The organism is uncultured Parasphingorhabdus sp., assembly GCF_963975735.1.
Taxonomy (GTDB): Bacteria; Pseudomonadota; Alphaproteobacteria; order Sphingomonadales; family Sphingomonadaceae; genus Parasphingorhabdus.
Map to the genome: position 1 here is coordinate 131,604 of NZ_CAXBIA010000004.1, position 17,035 is coordinate 148,638.

The 17,035-nt window shown below is 57.9% G+C and carries 12 protein-coding genes and 1 tRNA gene; 4 read left to right on the plus strand and 9 right to left on the minus strand.

What is annotated here, in order from left to right; all coding sequences use genetic code 11:
* The first annotated feature begins 56 nt into the window (after positions 1-56).
* Positions 57-815, plus strand: coding sequence for a DsbA family protein (locus AACZ86_RS07775; RefSeq protein ID WP_339691052.1), 759 nt, complete (start codon positions 57-59; stop codon positions 813-815).
* On the opposite strand, the gene AACZ86_RS07780 is transcribed toward AACZ86_RS07775, so the two are convergent.
* Together AACZ86_RS07780 and AACZ86_RS07785 are read right to left on the minus strand one after the other, a co-directional pair.
* Complete coding sequence (locus tag AACZ86_RS07780; protein WP_339691055.1) at positions 812-1,501, minus strand: RlmE family RNA methyltransferase; 690 nt, start codon at positions 1,499-1,501, stop codon at positions 812-814. The two genes, AACZ86_RS07775 and AACZ86_RS07780, sit on opposite strands and share 4 nt — an antisense overlap.
* Positions 1,498-2,610 (minus strand): Ppx/GppA phosphatase family protein, encoded by a 1,113-nt coding sequence (locus tag AACZ86_RS07785; RefSeq protein WP_339691058.1) that lies wholly within the window; start codon positions 2,608-2,610, stop codon positions 1,498-1,500. The genes AACZ86_RS07780 and AACZ86_RS07785 overlap by 4 nt, the downstream gene beginning before the upstream one ends.
* 322 nt (positions 2,611-2,932) lie before the next feature.
* Between AACZ86_RS07785 and AACZ86_RS07790 the strand changes: the two genes are divergently transcribed.
* A tRNA-Gln gene (locus tag AACZ86_RS07790) sits at positions 2,933-3,006 on the plus strand.
* Between the two features lie 438 nt (positions 3,007-3,444).
* Here AACZ86_RS07790 and AACZ86_RS07795 read toward each other — a convergent pair.
* The 7 genes from AACZ86_RS07795 to AACZ86_RS07825 all read right to left on the minus strand — a co-directional run bounded on the left by AACZ86_RS07795 (position 3,445) and on the right by AACZ86_RS07825 (position 13,767).
* Positions 3,445-4,041, minus strand: a complete 597-nt coding sequence (locus tag AACZ86_RS07795) for a PEPxxWA-CTERM sorting domain-containing protein (RefSeq protein ID WP_339691061.1) — start codon at positions 4,039-4,041, stop codon at positions 3,445-3,447.
* 333 nt (positions 4,042-4,374) lie between these two features.
* Positions 4,375-4,518 carry a hypothetical protein gene (locus tag AACZ86_RS07800; RefSeq protein ID WP_339691064.1) on the minus strand — a complete coding sequence of 48 codons (144 nt, stop codon included), beginning with the start codon at positions 4,516-4,518 and terminating at the stop codon, positions 4,375-4,377.
* 9 nt (positions 4,519-4,527) lie between these two features.
* A complete protein-coding gene (locus AACZ86_RS07805) occupies positions 4,528-5,964 on the minus strand; it encodes a glutamate synthase subunit beta (protein WP_339691067.1) in 1,437 nt (478 codons plus the stop codon).
* 21 nt (positions 5,965-5,985) lie between these two features.
* Positions 5,986-10,635 carry a glutamate synthase large subunit gene (gltB, locus tag AACZ86_RS07810; RefSeq protein WP_339691070.1) on the minus strand — a complete coding sequence of 1,550 codons (4,650 nt, stop codon included), beginning with the start codon at positions 10,633-10,635 and terminating at the stop codon, positions 5,986-5,988.
* Positions 10,636-10,964: 329 nt separating this feature from the next.
* The gene (locus AACZ86_RS07815; protein WP_339691073.1) at positions 10,965-11,678 is read right to left on the minus strand and encodes a hypothetical protein; all 714 of its coding nucleotides are present in this window, start codon (positions 11,676-11,678) and stop codon (positions 10,965-10,967) included.
* Between the two features lie 6 nt (positions 11,679-11,684).
* On the minus strand, positions 11,685-12,890 hold the full coding sequence (locus tag AACZ86_RS07820; protein ID WP_339691076.1) for a toxic anion resistance protein: 1,206 nt from the start codon (positions 12,888-12,890) through the stop codon (positions 11,685-11,687).
* 160 nt (positions 12,891-13,050) lie between these two features.
* Positions 13,051-13,767 carry an arylesterase gene (locus AACZ86_RS07825; protein WP_339691078.1) on the minus strand — a complete coding sequence of 239 codons (717 nt, stop codon included), beginning with the start codon at positions 13,765-13,767 and terminating at the stop codon, positions 13,051-13,053.
* Between the two features lie 17 nt (positions 13,768-13,784).
* Between AACZ86_RS07825 and AACZ86_RS07830 the strand changes: the two genes are divergently transcribed.
* Entirely contained in the window at positions 13,785-14,510 is a 726-nt protein-coding gene (locus tag AACZ86_RS07830) for an ATP-binding cassette domain-containing protein (RefSeq protein ID WP_339691081.1), read from the plus strand.
* Positions 14,507-17,014: an FtsX-like permease family protein gene (locus tag AACZ86_RS07835; RefSeq protein WP_339691083.1), complete on the plus strand. Its 2,508-nt coding sequence runs from the start codon at positions 14,507-14,509 to the stop codon at positions 17,012-17,014. The genes AACZ86_RS07830 and AACZ86_RS07835 overlap by 4 nt, the downstream gene beginning before the upstream one ends.
* The last annotated feature ends 21 nt before the right edge of the window (positions 17,015-17,035 follow it).

Genomic DNA, 17,035 nt, shown 5'->3' on the forward strand with positions numbered 1-17,035 from the left:
ATGCCATCCTGCAACGAAAGAACCCGATTGTGGATAATGATTTGAAAAGAAAGTTGATGATTATGGCGGGTGGCGGATTGGCCATAGCGGCGGCAGTGGGCGTTTGGTTCTGGCAGACGAGCAGCACCTCCTCGACCGAGGACGTCAGCGCAGCCGTTCTGGCAGCGGGCATCGATGCCAAGGAACAAACGGCCATCGAGGCTATCATACGCGACTATATCCTGAAAAATCCGGAGATCATTCCCGAAGCGGTCGAGATATTGCAAAACCGTCAGAAATCCTCCGCGATCGATGCCGTGCGCGCGCAAGTCGAAAAGCCGTTCGCCGGAAACGCCTTTGCCGGCAATCCCGATGGTGATGTGATTGTCGTCGAATATTCCGACTTCAACTGCCCCTATTGCAAACAGACCGAGCGCGATATCGCCAAGCTGATCGCGGAAGACAAGAATGTGAAGGTCGTGTTCCGCGAACTGCCGATCCTCAGCGAGGCCAGCAATGACGCAGCGTTGATGGCCCTGGCTGCCGCCAAGCAGGGCAAATATTATGCCTTCCACAAAACCATGTTCGCCACCGGTCGCCCGACTCCTTCGACCATAGAGGCCGCGGCAAATGAAATCGGCCTCGACATGGCTGCTGCGCGCGCCTTTATCGCTTCGCCAGAGGCCAAGAAGGAAATCGAGAATAATATCGCAATCGCGCAGCAGATGCGGTTCACCGGCACCCCTGCCTGGGTTGTCGGCAATCAGTCTGAAGTCGGCGCCGTCGGCTATGATGGCCTGAAGGAAATGGTCGCGAACGCGCGAGCCGCCAACTAGGCTTCTTCGGACGGGCCTTCTTCTGACCCGCCTTTAAACCCCTGGGCAATGACATACCATTCGGACGAGCCTTTGCGGCTCGCTGGCGGTTTGGCGTGCTTCACCACCTCGAAATGCTTTTTGAGCAGGGTCAGCAGATCATTGTCGGTTCCGCCGGCCAATACTTTGGCGACGAAATTTCCGCCTTTTTGCAGATTCTCGACCGCAAAATAGGCAGCGGCCTCGACCAGCCCCATCGTCCGCAAATGGTCGGTCTGCTGATGGCCGACCGTATTGGCCGCCATATCGGACAATATCAGATCCGGTTTGCCGCCCAGCGCTTCGATCAACAGATCCGGCGCGGCGTCATCCATGAAATCCATCTTGAAAATGGTGACGCCTTCGATGGCGTCGACTTCCAGCAAATCGATACCGACAACCGCGGCCTTGGGCGCATATTTGCGCATCACCTGGGCCCAGCCCCCTGGCGCGATCCCAAGGTCGACCACGGCCTTGGCGCTGCGCACCAGCTTGAACCGTTCATCCAGTTCCAGCAATTTATAGGCAGCGCGCGAGCGATAGCCCTCGGCCCTCGCCTGTTTGACATAGGGATCGTTGAGCTGCCGTTCCAGCCAGCGCGTCGAGCCGATCTTACGGCCCTTGGCAGTTTTGACCTTTTGTCTGGTTCCTGATCTGCCCCGGCTCATCGTACGGCCCTCCGTTCGTTGGCCGACATCAGCGAGCGCAATATGCCTTCGCGGATGCCGCGATCCGCGACGCCGACGCGCGGCGCCGGCCAGATATCCAGTATCGATTCCAGTATCGCGCAGCCGCCAACCACCAGATCGGCGCGTTCGCGGCCAATGCAGGGGATTTCAGCCCGCTCGTCGGGAGAAACATGCGCCAGCATATGACTGATTTCGCGCATCGATTCGGTCGGAACGATCAGACCATCTATCACCTTGCGGTCATATTGCGGCAATTTCAGGTGCAGGCTGGCCAAGGTGGTCACCGTGCCGCTGGTGCCCAGCAGCCGGTAATCGCATTGCTCGAGCCGCGGCAATCGTGCGGCAAAGCCGGCAAAACTGTCCGCAACCCTTGCCCGCATCGAGACAAAGGCTTCCGCGCGCGCAACCGGATCATCACCATCGAATTTCTCGCTTTCGGTCAACGAAACAACGCCCCAGGGCACGCTCAGCCAGTCGATGATCTCCGGAGCAGAACCGGTCGTGTCGACCAGTACGAGCTCGGTCGATCCTCCGCCAATGTCGAAAATAAGCGCCGGACCTTCGCCCGGTTCAAGCAATATCTGGCAGCCCAGTACTGCCAGACGCGCTTCTTCTTCCGCGGTGATCACATCCAGCGCGATTCCGGTTTCCCGGCGGACACGCTCGATAAACTTGTCACCGTTGCTGGCGCGACGGCAGGCCTCGGTAGCGACCGACCGGGCAAGCGTCACATTGCGACGTCGCAGCTTGTCAGCGCAAATCGACAGGGCGGCGACCGCCCGGTCCATCGCCCGGCTGCTGATCCGGCCGGTTTCGACCAGCCCCTCGCCCAGGCGCACGACGCGCGAAAAGGCATCGGTAACGATGAAGCCGTCTGACGAAGGTTTGGCCACCAGCAACCGGCAGTTGTTTGTGCCCAGATCTATCGCCGCATAGGATCGCAACTTCGGCCAACGCGCCGTGCCGTTAGGGACAGAAGGCGCAGTTTGACTCTGTGCATTATATGTCGCCGCAGGGTTCGGGCGGGATTTCCTTGCGGATGACCCGCCGTTTGCATCTTGCGGCGATGGGGACGCTTGATCCGCCATAACCGTACTCTTATGTTCTCCGGATCGGATAATACCGCCGGTACTTGCCCTCGAAGATAACGATGCGGGGTCTATGACGCAAGGGCCGGTAACCTTGTTCTGCGTAAAACATCAACCGTGATCGCAAATCGGGCCGTAAAAAGCCATAGCGGCCAGAATATCGGGACATGTCGGCAATCGCCCTGCCCCCGTCCCCGGCCGATTTCCAGCGGCACTAGCCACGACTGAAGCAGCGGAAAAATTGTTTGGCCCTGTCCCGATCCATTTACCACCAAAAGGCTTGACCAAAAGCTGCGCGCTGCCTATTGCCCCGCACCGGCACTCCCCTGTCGTATAATGGTAATACCACGGACTCTGACTCCGTTAATTGAGGTTCGAATCCTCACGGGGGATCCAGTTTTTTCTCATATAGATCAATGATTTTAATAGATTTATCTATATGCATGGCGGATTGACCGCACATTATCGCGCCCATTTCTATTGGTCATCAATGCATTCCCGATTGGCGTCACGCGGCGGGGAAAAATATATTTCCGATGGAACATTGGATCGGCGGCGGATTCCCAGACTATAGCTCTAAAGCGCGCACCATTCCCCAATTCGGCAAATCCACCTGCCCTGTCACGGGTGCCGAGATGGACAGCCAGATAATGTGAATGACCGCAACTGGGTAGACAGCAGCCTGTCCATTCATGGAAAGCAAATGCGCGGAATCCGATATTCACATATCTTGGCCGGGATGATGGAAAAGCGCCTGCACGCTGACACTAGCACATAAAAAAGCCCCGCAAGATTGCTCAAGCGGGGCTTCGGAACCAATTTGTCGATTGACGTTTAAGCGTAACTTACTTTTACATTGGCTTTGCGCTGACGACGCATTGCACCGCCAATGGCGCCAAAGCCAAAAATCATGAATGCCCAAGTAGAGGGTTCGGGGACAGCAGCGGAAATACTGCTAAAACGAACATAAATCGTTTCCGGCACGCCCGTGAGGGCTCCATTAACGCCATCCGTCAGACGACCTGCTGCATAATCGTTTAAGTCGACGTGGGTGAAATCGCTCCAATATTCTGACGCAAATCGATAGACAGAATGGTCATTGAAGCTCGCAACTGCAGTAGGTGTCGCAAAACCTGCTCTCGTGAAATCTTGCCAATCGGGTCGTGACGCCCATTCTGACACCGTTGAAACGCGCCATCCTTCAGCGGCACGATAGCTAGCTGGCTGAATGTTGCCGACGCCAAATTCGTTCGGCGCAATTGGCCCGGCATATACCCAGTCGAGACCGGTTCCGTTGAAATTGATAATGACCTCGGAGTCCGGAATAAAGATTGAGGAGTCGAAGACAACTGCATGCGCAGGGCTAGCCATCAACAGACCAGCAAGAGACAAAGGCACCAGATTCAGGGTTCCAGATATGGACTTCAGCATTTTCAACTCTCCTTTTACACTGCAATAAGGCAGTGGCTTCGCGACCCGATTTCACGATGCGGATGATCATGCTTCGACCGCCAATGTAACAGCGATAAAAGCGAATCAGTGACAATACTTAATAACAAATTATTTTTAGCATGAATATTTACCATTTATCAAGAAATGATCTTTCCGGCAATTATTTGAGCAGTCGGCCGGATACGGGACTGCTGCAATAAATGCCGCAGAGAGTACAGGCCCGAATGTCCGGTTCCAAAGCAAATCAAGCAGACCTAATCCGCGGTAATAGAGGCAGAAGCCGACCAGCCACTATATTGGCAGTCCGGCCCGTCAATCGATCGGGATATGCAGCGGTAGCACAGCCAGAACCCACAGAATGCCGAGCCCGACTAGCGCCAGGCTGCGCCGGACAGGCAGCAGCAGAACGGCAATTGAGACGGCTCCGTAGAACCAGATCGCAGAAGCGATCGCCACATCGCTCTCTCAGCGCGGCAGCAGGCTTTTGCCCATCAGTTGCAGATCCACGGCGCGGGCGCACTGGCGGCCTTCGCGGATCGCCCAGACGACCAGGCTCTGGCCGCGGCGCATGTCGCCGCAGGCAAAGATGCCGGGCTTGCTGGTGGCATAGCTTACAACATTGGCCGCGACATTGCCGCGGGCGTCGAGTTCCACATCCGACTGATCGACCAGCCCCATTTTGCGCGGGCCGACAAAGCCCATGGCTAGCAGGATCAAATCGGCCTTGATGACGAACTCGCTGCCGGCGACTTCCTGCATCTGGCCGTCCACCCATTCCAGGCGGATACATTCGAGGCCTTCGACCTCACCGTTGGTGCCGACGACCCGTTTGGCGAGGATCGACCAGTCGCGTTCGCAGCCTTCGAGATGGCTGGACGAGGTGCGCAGCTTCAACGGCCAGTCGGGCCATGAAAAAGTCTTGTCTTCCTTCTCGGGCGGCTTGGGCATGATTTCGATCTGGGTCACCGAAGCGGCGCCCTGGCGATTGGAGGTGCCGACACAATCCGACCCGGTGTCGCCGCCGCCGATGACGATGACATGCTTGCCGGTCGCGGTAATCGTCCCGCGCGGCGCGGCGCGCATCTCGTCGTCGCCCGCATTGCGTTTGTTCTGCTGCGCGAGGAATTCCATTGCCAGACGCACGCCGGCCATTTCATAGCCGGGAATATCGAGCGTGCGCGGTTTTTCCGCGCCGCCGGACATGACCACGGCATCGTAATTTTCCTGCAGCGATTCCACCGAAACGGTCACACCGACTTCGGCGCTGGTGCGGAATTCGACGCCTTCCGCTTCCATTTGCACGAGGCGGCGGTTGATCAGATGCTTTTCCATCTTGAAGTCGGGGATGCCATAGCGAAGCAGGCCGCCCATCCGGTCGTTCTTTTCAAACAGGGTGACATTATGGCCGGCGCGGGCGAGCTGCTGGGCGCACGCCATGCCGGCAGGACCGGAGCCGACGACCGCGACCGATTTTCCGGTTTTTTCTTCGGCAATCTGGGGTGTTATCCAGCCTTCTTCCCACCCACGATCAACAATCGCGCATTCAATGGATTTGATGTTCACCGGTACATCGTCGATGTTCAGCGTGCAGGCGGCTTCGCAAGGCGCTGGACAGATGCGGCCGGTAAACTCGGGGAAATTATTGGTCGACTGCAGCGATTCCAGCGCGTTTTTCCAGTCGTCTTCATAGACCAGATTATTCCAGTCCGGGATGATATTGTTCACCGGGCAGCCGTTGTGGCAATAAGGTATGCCGCAATCCATACAGCGAGCGGCCTGATTCTTGATTTCGGATTCCGGCAGCGGAATCGTGAATTCCTTATAATGCGTCAGCCGTTCCTTTGGATCGGCATAGGTCGCTTCTTTGCGATCAATCTCGAGAAAGCCTGTTACTTTACCCACGGTCTACTCCAATATCTTCAATTATTCTGCAGCAACGATAGCGTCGAGACGCTCGGCTTCGAGCTGTTTCAGCGCCGACGAATAATCGCGCGGCATGACTTTCACGAAACGGCCAAGCGCCTCTTCCCAATTGTCGAGAATTTCGCTGGCTCGCTTGCTGCCGGTATAAAGTTTGTGACGTTCCAGCAATATCCGCAGCCGGGCCGCGTCATGATAGAGCATGTCGCCCATGCCGAAATCATTCACGTCAACCGGAAGCTGCTGCGGCGGCGTGGTGCCCTCGCCATCCCCGTCGTCGTTGATTGTCTCGATATCGACCATCGCCATGTTGCAGCGCTGACGGAACAGACCGTCCTCGTCATAGACATAGGCAACGCCGCCGGACATGCCGGCCGCGAAATTGCGTCCTGTTTTACCGAGCACAGCGATCACGCCGCCGGTCATATATTCGCAGCCATGATCGCCGGTACCTTCGACGACGGCAACCGCGCCGGAGTTGCGAACCGCAAAGCGCTCGCCCGCGACGCCGTTGAAATAGGCTTCACCGGCAACCGCGCCGTAAAGCACGGTATTGCCGACGATGATATTCTCGGTCGGATTGCGATCGACATGGCCTGGCTGTTTGACAACCACGCGGCCACCCGAAAGGCCTTTGCCGACATAGTCATTGGCATCACCGACCAGTTCAGCCGAGATGCCGTGCGCCAGAAACGCGCCAAAGCTTTGCCCGGCAACGCCTTCGAACGATAGCTGGATGGTGTTGTTCGGCAGACCTGCATGGCCATATTTTTTCGCAACTTCGCCCGACAGCATCGCGCCGACCGTCCGGTTGACGTTCTTCACCTTGCGTTCGATCTTGACGGTCTGGCCATTGTCCAGCGCCGGTGCCGCAGCCGCGATCAGGTCCTGGTCGAGTGCTGCTTCAAGCCCGTGATCCTGCGTAATCGTCTGGTGAAGCGACTCCCCTTCGGCGAGAACAACCTGATGCAATATACGCGACAGGTCGACGCCTTCGGCTTTCCAGTGGTGCAGCGCCTTGCTCATGTTGATCCGGTCCACCCGTCCGACCATTTCCTCGATCGTGCGGAAGCCCATATCGGCCATGATCTGGCGCAGCTCTTCGGCGACGAAGAAGAAATAGTTGATCACATATTCCGGCTGCCCGGTGAATTTCTTGCGCAGTTCGGGATTTTGCGTCGCGACGCCGACGGGGCAAGTGTTGAGATGGCATTTGCGCATCATGATGCAACCGGCGGCGATCAGCGGTGCCGTGGCAAAGCCGAATTCGTCGGCACCCAAAAGAGCGCCAATGGCAACATCGCGGCCGGTACGCAGGCCGCCATCGACCTGCACCGATATTCTCGAGCGCAATCCGTTGAGCAACAAAGTCTGCTGCGTCTCGGCCAGACCGATTTCCCACGGCGAACCGGCATGGGTCAGCGAGGTCAGAGGCGAAGCGCCGGTGCCGCCGTCATAGCCGGAAATGGTGAGATGATCGGCGCGTGCTTTTGACACGCCCGCGGCAACCGTGCCGACGCCGACTTCGGAAACCAGCTTCACCGAGATGCGTGCACCGGTGTTCACATTTTTCAGATCATGGATCAGCTGGGCCAGATCCTCGATCGAGTAGATGTCATGATGGGGTGGCGGCGAAATCAGACCGACGCCCGGGGTCGAGTGGCGAACCTTGCCGATATTCTTGTCGACCTTGCTGCCAGGCAGCTGTCCGCCTTCGCCGGGCTTGGCACCCTGCGCCATCTTGATCTGGATATCGTCGGCATTGACCAGATATTCGGCGGTCACACCGAAACGGCCACTGGCGACCTGCTTGATCGCAGAGCGCATGCTATCGCCATTTGCCATAGGGACAAAACGATCCGGTTCTTCCCCGCCCTCACCGGTATTGGACTTTCCGCCAATCCGGTTCATCGCAATCGCCAGCGTCGTATGCGCCTCGCGGCTGATCGAGCCAAAGCTCATCGCGCCGGTGGCAAAGCGTTTCACGATCTCGGTCGCAGGCTCTACTTCGCTGATTTCGAGCGGTTCACTGGCCTTGGTCAGTTCCATCAAACCGCGGATGGTCAGCAGACGTTCGCTCTGCTCGTTGATCGAGTCCGCAAATTCGGCGTAATTTTTCGGATCATTGCCGCGCACCGCATGCTGCAGATTCGCGACATTGGCGGGGGTCCAGGCATGTTCCTCGCCGCGGATCCGGTAGCCGTAGATGCCGCCGACATCGAGCATATTCTTGTAGATCGGATTGTCGCCATAGGCTTCCGAATGCCGTTTCACGGTTTCTTCCGCGACCTCGGCCAGCCCGACGCCCTCGATCATCGTCGCGGTGCCGGTGAAATATTTCTCGATAAATTCACTGGAAAGACCGACGGCATCGAAAATCTGCGCACCGCAATAGCTTTGATAGGTCGAGATGCCCATCTTCGACATGACTTTCAAAATGCCCTTGCCGATGGCCTTGATATAATTTTGCTCGACCTGCTGCGTGGTCAGCGGCAATTCGCGGCGAACGCGGATATCCTCGAGCGTTTCAAACGCCAGATAGGGATTGACCGCTTCCGCGCCATAGCCTGCCAGCACGCAGAAATGGTGCACTTCGCGGGCTTCACCGGTTTCGACCACAAGACCGGTCTGCATCCGCAGGCCCTGTCGAACCAGATGATGGTGGACAGCTGCGGTTGCCAGCAGGGCCGGCATCGCGATCCGTTCCGGGCCCTTGGCGCGGTCGGAAAGAATGAGAATATTGCGGTCGGCGAGCACCGCTTCGGTCGCCGCCCAGCACATTTCCTTGAGCGCCATTTCGAGACCGGCCGCGCCAGTCTCGGCCTCCCAGGTAATATCGATGGTTTCGGTCCGGAAAGCGCCGTCCAGAGCATCTTCAACCGAACGGATTTTCAGCAGGTCTGCGTTGGTCAGAACCGGCTGGTCCACCTCTAGCCTTTTGTGGGTACCGGCATCATGGCCGAGAAGATTGGGACGCGGCCCGATCATCGAGACCAGAGACATCACCAGTTCCTCGCGGATAGGATCGATCGGTGGGTTGGTCACTTGGGCGAAATTCTGTTTGAAATAATCGTACAGCAAGCGCGGCTTGCCGGACAGAACAGCAATCGGTGTGTCGGTGCCCATCGATCCGATCGGATCGAGACCGTCACTGGCCATAGGCTCGAGGAATTTTGTAATATCTTCCTGGGTGAAGCCGAATGCCTGCTGGCGGTCCAGCAGTGCCGCAGGACTGTCCAGCCCATTCGCCTTTGGTGCATCGACATCGTCAAGATCGTCGAGATCGAGATCTTTCAGATTATATTGCGTGGATTCCAGCCATTTCGCATAGGGTTTGGCTTTGGCGAGATCCGCCTTGATCTCTTCATCTTCGATGATCCGGCCCTGCTCCATGTCGATCAGCAGCATCTTGCCGGGCTGCAACCGCCATTTGCGGACAATATTGTCTTCCTTGACCGGCAGCACGCCGGATTCCGACGCCATGATCACATGGCCGTCGTCCGTAACGCAAAAACGTGCGGGACGCAGACCGTTGCGGTCCAGTGTCGCGCCGACTTGCCGTCCATCGGTAAAGGCGACCGCTGCCGGACCATCCCATGGCTCCATCAGGGCGGCGTGATATTCGTAAAAGGCTCTGCGATCGGCATCCATCGTCGGATCGCCGGCCCATGCTTCGGGGATCAGCATCATCACCGCATGGGGCAGCGAATAGCCGCCGGCGATCAGCAGTTCGAGGGCATTGTCGAGACAGGCGGTATCGGATTGGCCGTGCGGGATCAGCGGCCACATCTTGTCGAGATCGGCTCCCAGAAGGTCGGATTCCATCGTCCGGCGACGGGCGTTCATCCAGTTGACATTGCCCCGAACCGTATTGATCTCGCCATTATGCGCGATGAAACGATAGGGATGCGCGAGTTTCCACGACGGGAATGTATTGGTCGAAAAGCGCTGATGGACCATCGCCACGGCTGAGGTGGTCAGCGGGTTGTTGAGATCCTTGTAGAAGGATCCGACCTGATCGGCGAGCAGCAGCCCCTTGTAGACAATCGTTCTGGTCGAGAAAGACGGCATATAAAATTCGGACAGGCCCGGCATGCCCATTTTTTCGGCAAGGCCATCAAGCGGATTATGCGCCTGTTTGCGGATCGCGAGGATTTTGCGTTCGAACGCATCCTGATCGGCGATCGATTCGCCTTTGCCGACGATCATCTGGCGAATCAGTGGCATCTGGTCGAGCACGGCTTTGCCGATGCCGGTTGTGTCGATCGGCACGTCGCGCCAGCCGATCAGGACCTGCCCTTCCTTGGCGATGAACCGTTCGAAATGGGTCGTCGCAAATTCCGCTTCTGCCGGATCGGATGGAATGAAACACATTGCAACGGCATAGTCACCGACAGCCGGAAGGGTCAGCCCTTCGGTTTCCGCCCAATTCCGCAGCAGAGCGTCGGGAATCTGCAATAATATCCCGGCACCGTCACCCAGAAGCGGGTCGGCACCAACCGCACCGCGGTGATCGATATTGACCAGAATCTCGAGGCCACGCTTGACCGTGAGATGCGATTTCTCACCTTCAATATTCGCGACAAAACCGACGCCACATGCGTCATGTTCGTTGTTTGAATCGTACAGGCCTTGCCGTGGCGGGAAACTCATATTCCGTCCTTACATTTCGATAAGATTTTTGTAATTAATGTGCTTCTAGATGGAAATCGGCGTATTTTGAAGTCAAGAATTGCGCAAGTGCGAAAAGTATTATTGCGCCGCTGCCCCGTGCCGTTCGCAAACGCTTACCCTGATTTGGCGAAAACGGGGAGAAATTGTGGGCCTGTAACCATGGCATGGAACCAGCAGGAGGCAGAGTTGAATTCCAGTCTCTTCCGGCAAAAATCATCCAGCGTCAATGCTTTGCGCGACCAGAAAGACTCCCCCCATTGCGCGCAGGACGCTGCCGTCCCGGACGTTATTTCCCTGCCCGTCAGCCCTTATTCTGCTTCGGCATTCTGGTCATATTTGAGTTCCAGATAGCGGCCGCGGATCGACAGATTGTCGATATCGCCCTTGGCGATCTGCTGGGTGACGCCGGCGATTTCCTTCTCGATCAACGAGAGACCGCCAATCAACTGCTCGTCGGGCGATTTTCCGCTGTCATTGGCTTTGCTGCGCATCGACGCGGGGATCGCTCGATAGCCGTTGATCAGTTCCGGCAGATGTTCGCCGACCAGCTTGCGCACCTCATAGGCAGCGGCATCGCCTTCGTTGAGCTTGTTCAGCTGCGGTGACAGCATATCCAGTTGCACGCCGATGCCGTTGACGATCTGGACCGCTGGCGCCGGCAGAGCCGGACGCTGGTTTTCCAGCCAGATTTCGGTTTTTCCCGCCAGTGATTTCAGATCGGACTTCATGATCGTCTCGGGCGTCGGCATTTTCATTTTCGGAAATTTCATCGCCGCCCAGATACCGCCGCCGATCAATCCGGCAGAAATCATCACACCCCAGAAACCGATGCCGCTCAAAATGCCGCCGACAATACTGGCTCCGACGAGCACGCCGACCGTCCACATGGCAGCGCGGCCCAGTTTCTTGACGAAATGACCGCGCTTCAACTGATGCGAGCGATTGCCGATCGAGCGACGGAACTGGGAGTCGCGAAGCGCCCGCGCCGCGCTGTCAAAGACTTGCTGGTTGGACTCGGACACCAGGCTCTATTCCTCCAGCGCCGAAAGAGGATTTTCGGACGGCGCTTCGAGCTGGGCCTTCGCCTGCCCTTCGGACCGCGCAATATAGCCTTTCGATTTTTCGATTTCGCCGGACAGAGAATTTACCGTCGCCTTCATATTCTCCAGCGCCTTCAGCTTGAACGTGTCGATATTGTCCATCGTGTCATAGACATTCTGGAAGGCCCGTTGCAGCGTTTCCAGCGGAATGGTCGACGAAGCGGCCTGCTCGTGAATCTGGCCGGTCTGGTTCTTCAGCATCTCGCTGGTGCTGTCGATCACACCTGCCGTCGTGGTGTTGAGCGCGGTGATCTGGTCGAGAACCAGTTTCTGGTTGGTCAGCGCCTGAGCGACAGTAACACCGGTGCGCAGAGCGCCCACGGTAGTCGTGCTTGCCCGGTCGACGCCTTTGACCAGTTCGACATTATTGCGCTTGACCAGATCGAGCGCGAGATAGCCTTGCACGGTGACTGCCATCTGGGTGAGCAAATCCTGCGTCCGCTGACGAACGTAGAAAAGCGCGCTTTCGCGGATCGCCTTGGCCTTGCCCGGATCGGTGGCGTCCAGTTCGGCCGCCTTGTCTTCCAGCCTCTGGTCCATGACCTTGGAAACATGGATCATCTGCTCCAGCCGGCCCATTGCCGCCCAGAGATTCTTGCGTTCAACATCAATAGCCGCATTGTCCATCAGCAGTTCGTCCTTGCCGGAACGGAGCCGGTCAAGGATCGAGCCGATATGGCCCTGCGCGCTTTTATAGCCGTCGAAATAATTGCGCATCTTGTTGCCGAAGGGAATGATTCCGAAAATCTTCCTCTTGGCGGTCAGATTGCCGCGTTTGCCCGGATCGAGGTCCTCGACAGTGCGGCGCAGCTCGGCGAGATCGGAACCAATGCCGCTTTCTTCATCCATCGACCGGATCGGGCGATCGAGAAAGCGATTTGACTGGCCCGCCGCTTCGGCAATTTCCTTGCGGCCCATATTGGTAATCTGGTCCACTTTTTTCCCGAATTCGGGACTATTTTGATCCTGAGCGATCAAATCGTCGATAAAAGTGTCAACTTTTTCCTCAAGCTTGGTCTTTACCTCGTCGCCAATGGACACAAGGCCTCCGGCCTTTTCGGGCGCAACGGCAACCACCGGATCTGGCGGGGTCAGTTTCAGGTCGTCGGTCGCGGTGATTGTTTCGGTCGCCATGCTGTTCAGCCTCCCTGCCCCGGCACCAGTGCGGGGCTTTCTCTATAAATGGATGCAAATGCCCCGCTTTTCAAGCGTTTCAACTGCTGTATTAGCAAAATAATACAGTTTTTGCAGAACTGTGCAACATGCTTCCAAATCTTCCAATTTCCAACAAGGCTCAGCCTTCCAGCAATTCCGCCACCTGCGGCGCGATCTTGCCGACGATGATATCAATGCCCTCGGCAGTAGGATGCAGACCGTCGGGCAGGAACAGATCCGGATTCCCCACCACCCCGTCCATGAAAAACGGATAAAGCGCGACATCATATTTCTTGGCCAATGCCGGATAGATGATGTTGAACTCGTCGCTGAATTTCGCTCCCAGATTGGGCGGAGCGAGCATGCCCGTCAGCATCACCGGGATATCGCGATCCTGCAGCTTCTTGACCATCGCTTCCAAATTGGCGCGGCTGTCCGCGGGTTTCAGCCCGCGCAGCAGATCATTGCCTCCCAGCCCCAGGATTACCAGATCCGGCTTGCGTGACAGGCTGTCGAGCACGAAGTCCATCCGTCGCAATCCGGCAGCCGTGGTGTCACCCGACACGCCGGCATTGTGCACCCGGACGTCCTTGCCCGCTGCCGTCAGGGCGGCCTGCAGTTCCGGCGCAAAGCCCTCTTTCTGGTCCAGACCATAGCCGGCGTAGAGACTGTCGCCAAAAGCGACAATCAGGATTTCGGCTTCTTTGCCTTCCGCCACCTGGTCGCCGTCAGCTTCCGTCGCGACCGTTTCTACGTCCTTGAGAACAGCTTGTTCCTCGTCCGGCGCGGGACCACAAGCGATCAAAAGTTGCAGAAACGACAGTGTGAACCCATATAAGACAAAATTCTTCAACATCGGATATCCTTACCCTCATGATCCAGAAAAACGCCGCATCGAGCGACGCCGCCGCAGTTGAATCCCATATCGCCATTGCAGCCCGGAATGTCACCCTGTCTTTGGGGGAAGGGAAAGCACGCGTCGATATTTTGCGCGGTATTGATCTGCAGATCGAAGAAGGAACGACGGTTGCATTGCTCGGACCGTCGGGTTCGGGAAAATCATCGCTGATGGCGATCCTGTCCGGTCTCGAACGGGCAAGCGGCGGGGAAGTGAATATCGCCGGGGCCGACTTCGGCACGATGAACGAGGATCAGCTGGCGGTTGCGCGGCGCGGTCGGGTCGGAATTGTATTGCAGGCCTTTCACCTGCTCCCGACAATGACCGCTCTGGAAAATGTTGCGGTACCACTGGAGCTGGACGGCCAGGCCGATCCGTTTGGAATCGCTGCGAAGGAATTGACCTCGGTTGGCCTGGGCGACCGTCTCGGCCATTATCCGACCCAGCTTTCCGGCGGTGAACAGCAACGCGTGGCCATTGCCCGGGCGATGGCATCACGCCCCACGATCATCTTCGCTGACGAACCCACCGGCAATCTCGACGGCACCACCGGCGAGAAAGTAATCGCCCTATTGTTCGATCGCCAGAAAGCCACGGCGGCAACGCTCCTCATCATCACCCATGACCCGGAACTGGCCAAACGCTGCGACCGGATCATCGAGCTTCGCGACGGCCTGATCGAACGGGACAGCGCCGCGTGAGCGCTGAACTGGGCAAAGCATGGACGATTGCCCGCCGCGATCTGCGCGGACGGTTTGTCGGGCTCCGGCTGCTGATCGTCTGTCTGTTCCTTGGCGTGGCCACTTTGGCCGCCATCGGCAGCCTGACCGACGCGATCACCGAAGAACTGGCCAATCGCGGTCAGGCGATTTTGGGCGGTGATCTGGAGATTGCGGTTGCACAGCGCGAGGCCACCATCGCAGAACTCGCAGCCCTCAAGCAGTCTGGCACGTTGTCCGAAACGCTGCGCATGCAGGCTATGGCACGCTTGCCCGATGGCAGCGACACGCAACTGGTCGAACTGAAGGGCGTTGATGGCGCCTACCCGCTTTATGGCAATTTCACGCTCGAGAATGGCCAGAGAGTCTCAGCACCCGGCCCTCAGGAAATCTATGTCACCCCTGCCCTGATGCAGCGACTGGCACTGACAAGCGGAGACCAGATAGACTTTGGCGAGGCCCGTTTCACTGTCTCGGGGATCATCGCCGAAGAGCCCGACCGGCTTAGCGAAGGCCTGTCGCTCGGTCCCGTCGCGATCACCTCGCTCGAAGGCCTGCGCGCTACAAAATTGATTCAGCCCGGCAGCCTGTTTGAAAGCAAATATCGGCTCAAGCTGCCTGAAACAGCGGTTCCGCGCGAAACCGGCGGCCGGCTTTCCGAACAATTTCCCAACGCATCGTGGGAGGTCAAGACCCGCGACGACGGCGCGCCAAGCACCCGCCGCTTTATCGAGCGGATGGGCCAGTTTCTGACCCTGGTCGGCCTCGCATCGCTAGTCATCGCCGGCATCGGTGTCGGCAACGGCGTCGCCTCTTATTTGCGCGGCAAACAGGGCGCGATTGCGACGCTCAAGATACTCGGCGCAGATAGCGCGATGATTTTCCGCATCTATTTGTTCCAGATCATGACGGTGGCGCTGGGCGCGGTTGCCTTGGGTCTCGTGATCGGCGCCTTGGCTCCGCTGGCGATCATCCAGATCGCCGGCGACGTTCTGCCGATCAAGCCGGAATTTGCCGTCTATCCGCTGCCATTGCTGGTCAGCGCGCTTTATGGGTTGCTGATAGCGGTGATCTTCGCCCTGCCCCCATTGTCGCGGGCAAAGACAATCCCTGCCGCGGGCATCATCCGCGGAGAGGGTAAATCCTGGCGTCAGATTGACCGGCAAAGCTGGATCGGCGTCGGCTTGGCGATTGCCGCGATCATCGCGCTGGCGCTCGGCACAGCCAATGAGCCATTATTTTCGGCCTCCTTCATCGGTGCGGCCGCCGCGATATTGCTGTTGCTTACGGCCTTGGGCGCGCTGATCCGCTGGCTAGCGAGCAAGGCTCCAAGGCCGAAACAGCCGCTGCTGCGTCTCGCCCTGACCAGCCTTCACCGTCCCGGTGCCCAGACCGGGCAACTGGTTGTGGCATTGGGACTGGGTCTTACCCTGTTCGCTACGCTTGCCGCGATCCAGACCAGCCTGACCAATGAAATCCGTTCCACCGTTCCGCGCGATGCTCCGAGCTTCTTCGTACTCGATATCCCGGTCGAGCGGGCGGACGAGTTCCGTTCCAAGGTTGCAGAGACTTCCAAAGCCGCGGAAGTGAATATCGTGCCGACGCTGCGCGGTACCATCACCGAATTTCGCGGTCAGCGCGTGTCCGAACTGGAAACCCTCCCCGAAGGCGCTTGGGTGCTCCGCGGCGACCGCGGCCTCACCTATAGTGCGATCATTCCCGAAGGCAGCGAAATTGTTGAAGGCGAGTGGTGGCCGAAAGGCTATGACGGCCCGCCTCTCGTTTCGGTCGACGAAGAACAAGGTGCGGCCATGGGATTGAAGATCGGCGACAGTCTGACCGTCAGCCTGCTCGGCGTCGAAATACCGGCCAAGGTTGCCTCCTTCCGCAAGGTCAACTGGCGCAATTTCGGTTTCAACTATGTATTGGTATTCCCGCCCAGCGTCCTCGCCAATGTCCCGCATAATGTCGCTGCCACGATCCAGCTGGAAACGGCCAAAGAAGACAGTCTGCTCTCCACATTGCCGAAGGAATTTCCGTCCATTTCGATGGTCAAGGTCAAGGAAATCGCGTCCCAGATCGGCGACATCCTCGACCAGATGGCCACCGCGATTGCCGCTGCCGCCTCAATCGCGATCTTCTCCGGGATTGCCGTGCTGATCGGCGCGATCGCCGCGTCGCGTCAGGCCCGGGTCTATGACAGCGTGATCCTGAAACTGCTCGGAGCCACGCGGACCCAGATATTGACGGTTCAGGCGATTGAATATGCGCTGCTGGCATTTCTGTTGTCGGCGGTGGCCTTGGGGCTGGGCCTGTTTGCCGGATGGTTTGTAATCACCCAGATTTTCGAGTTCACCTGGCAGCCCGACTGGGGGATTGTCCTGCTCACGCTTGGCATCGGTGCGGTTGCAACGCTGGGAATTGGCTTGCTGGGTTCCATCCCCGTATTGTCCGCCAAGCCAGCAAGGGCACTAAGAGAGCTTTAGACTTTACCGTTCGCGCTAAGC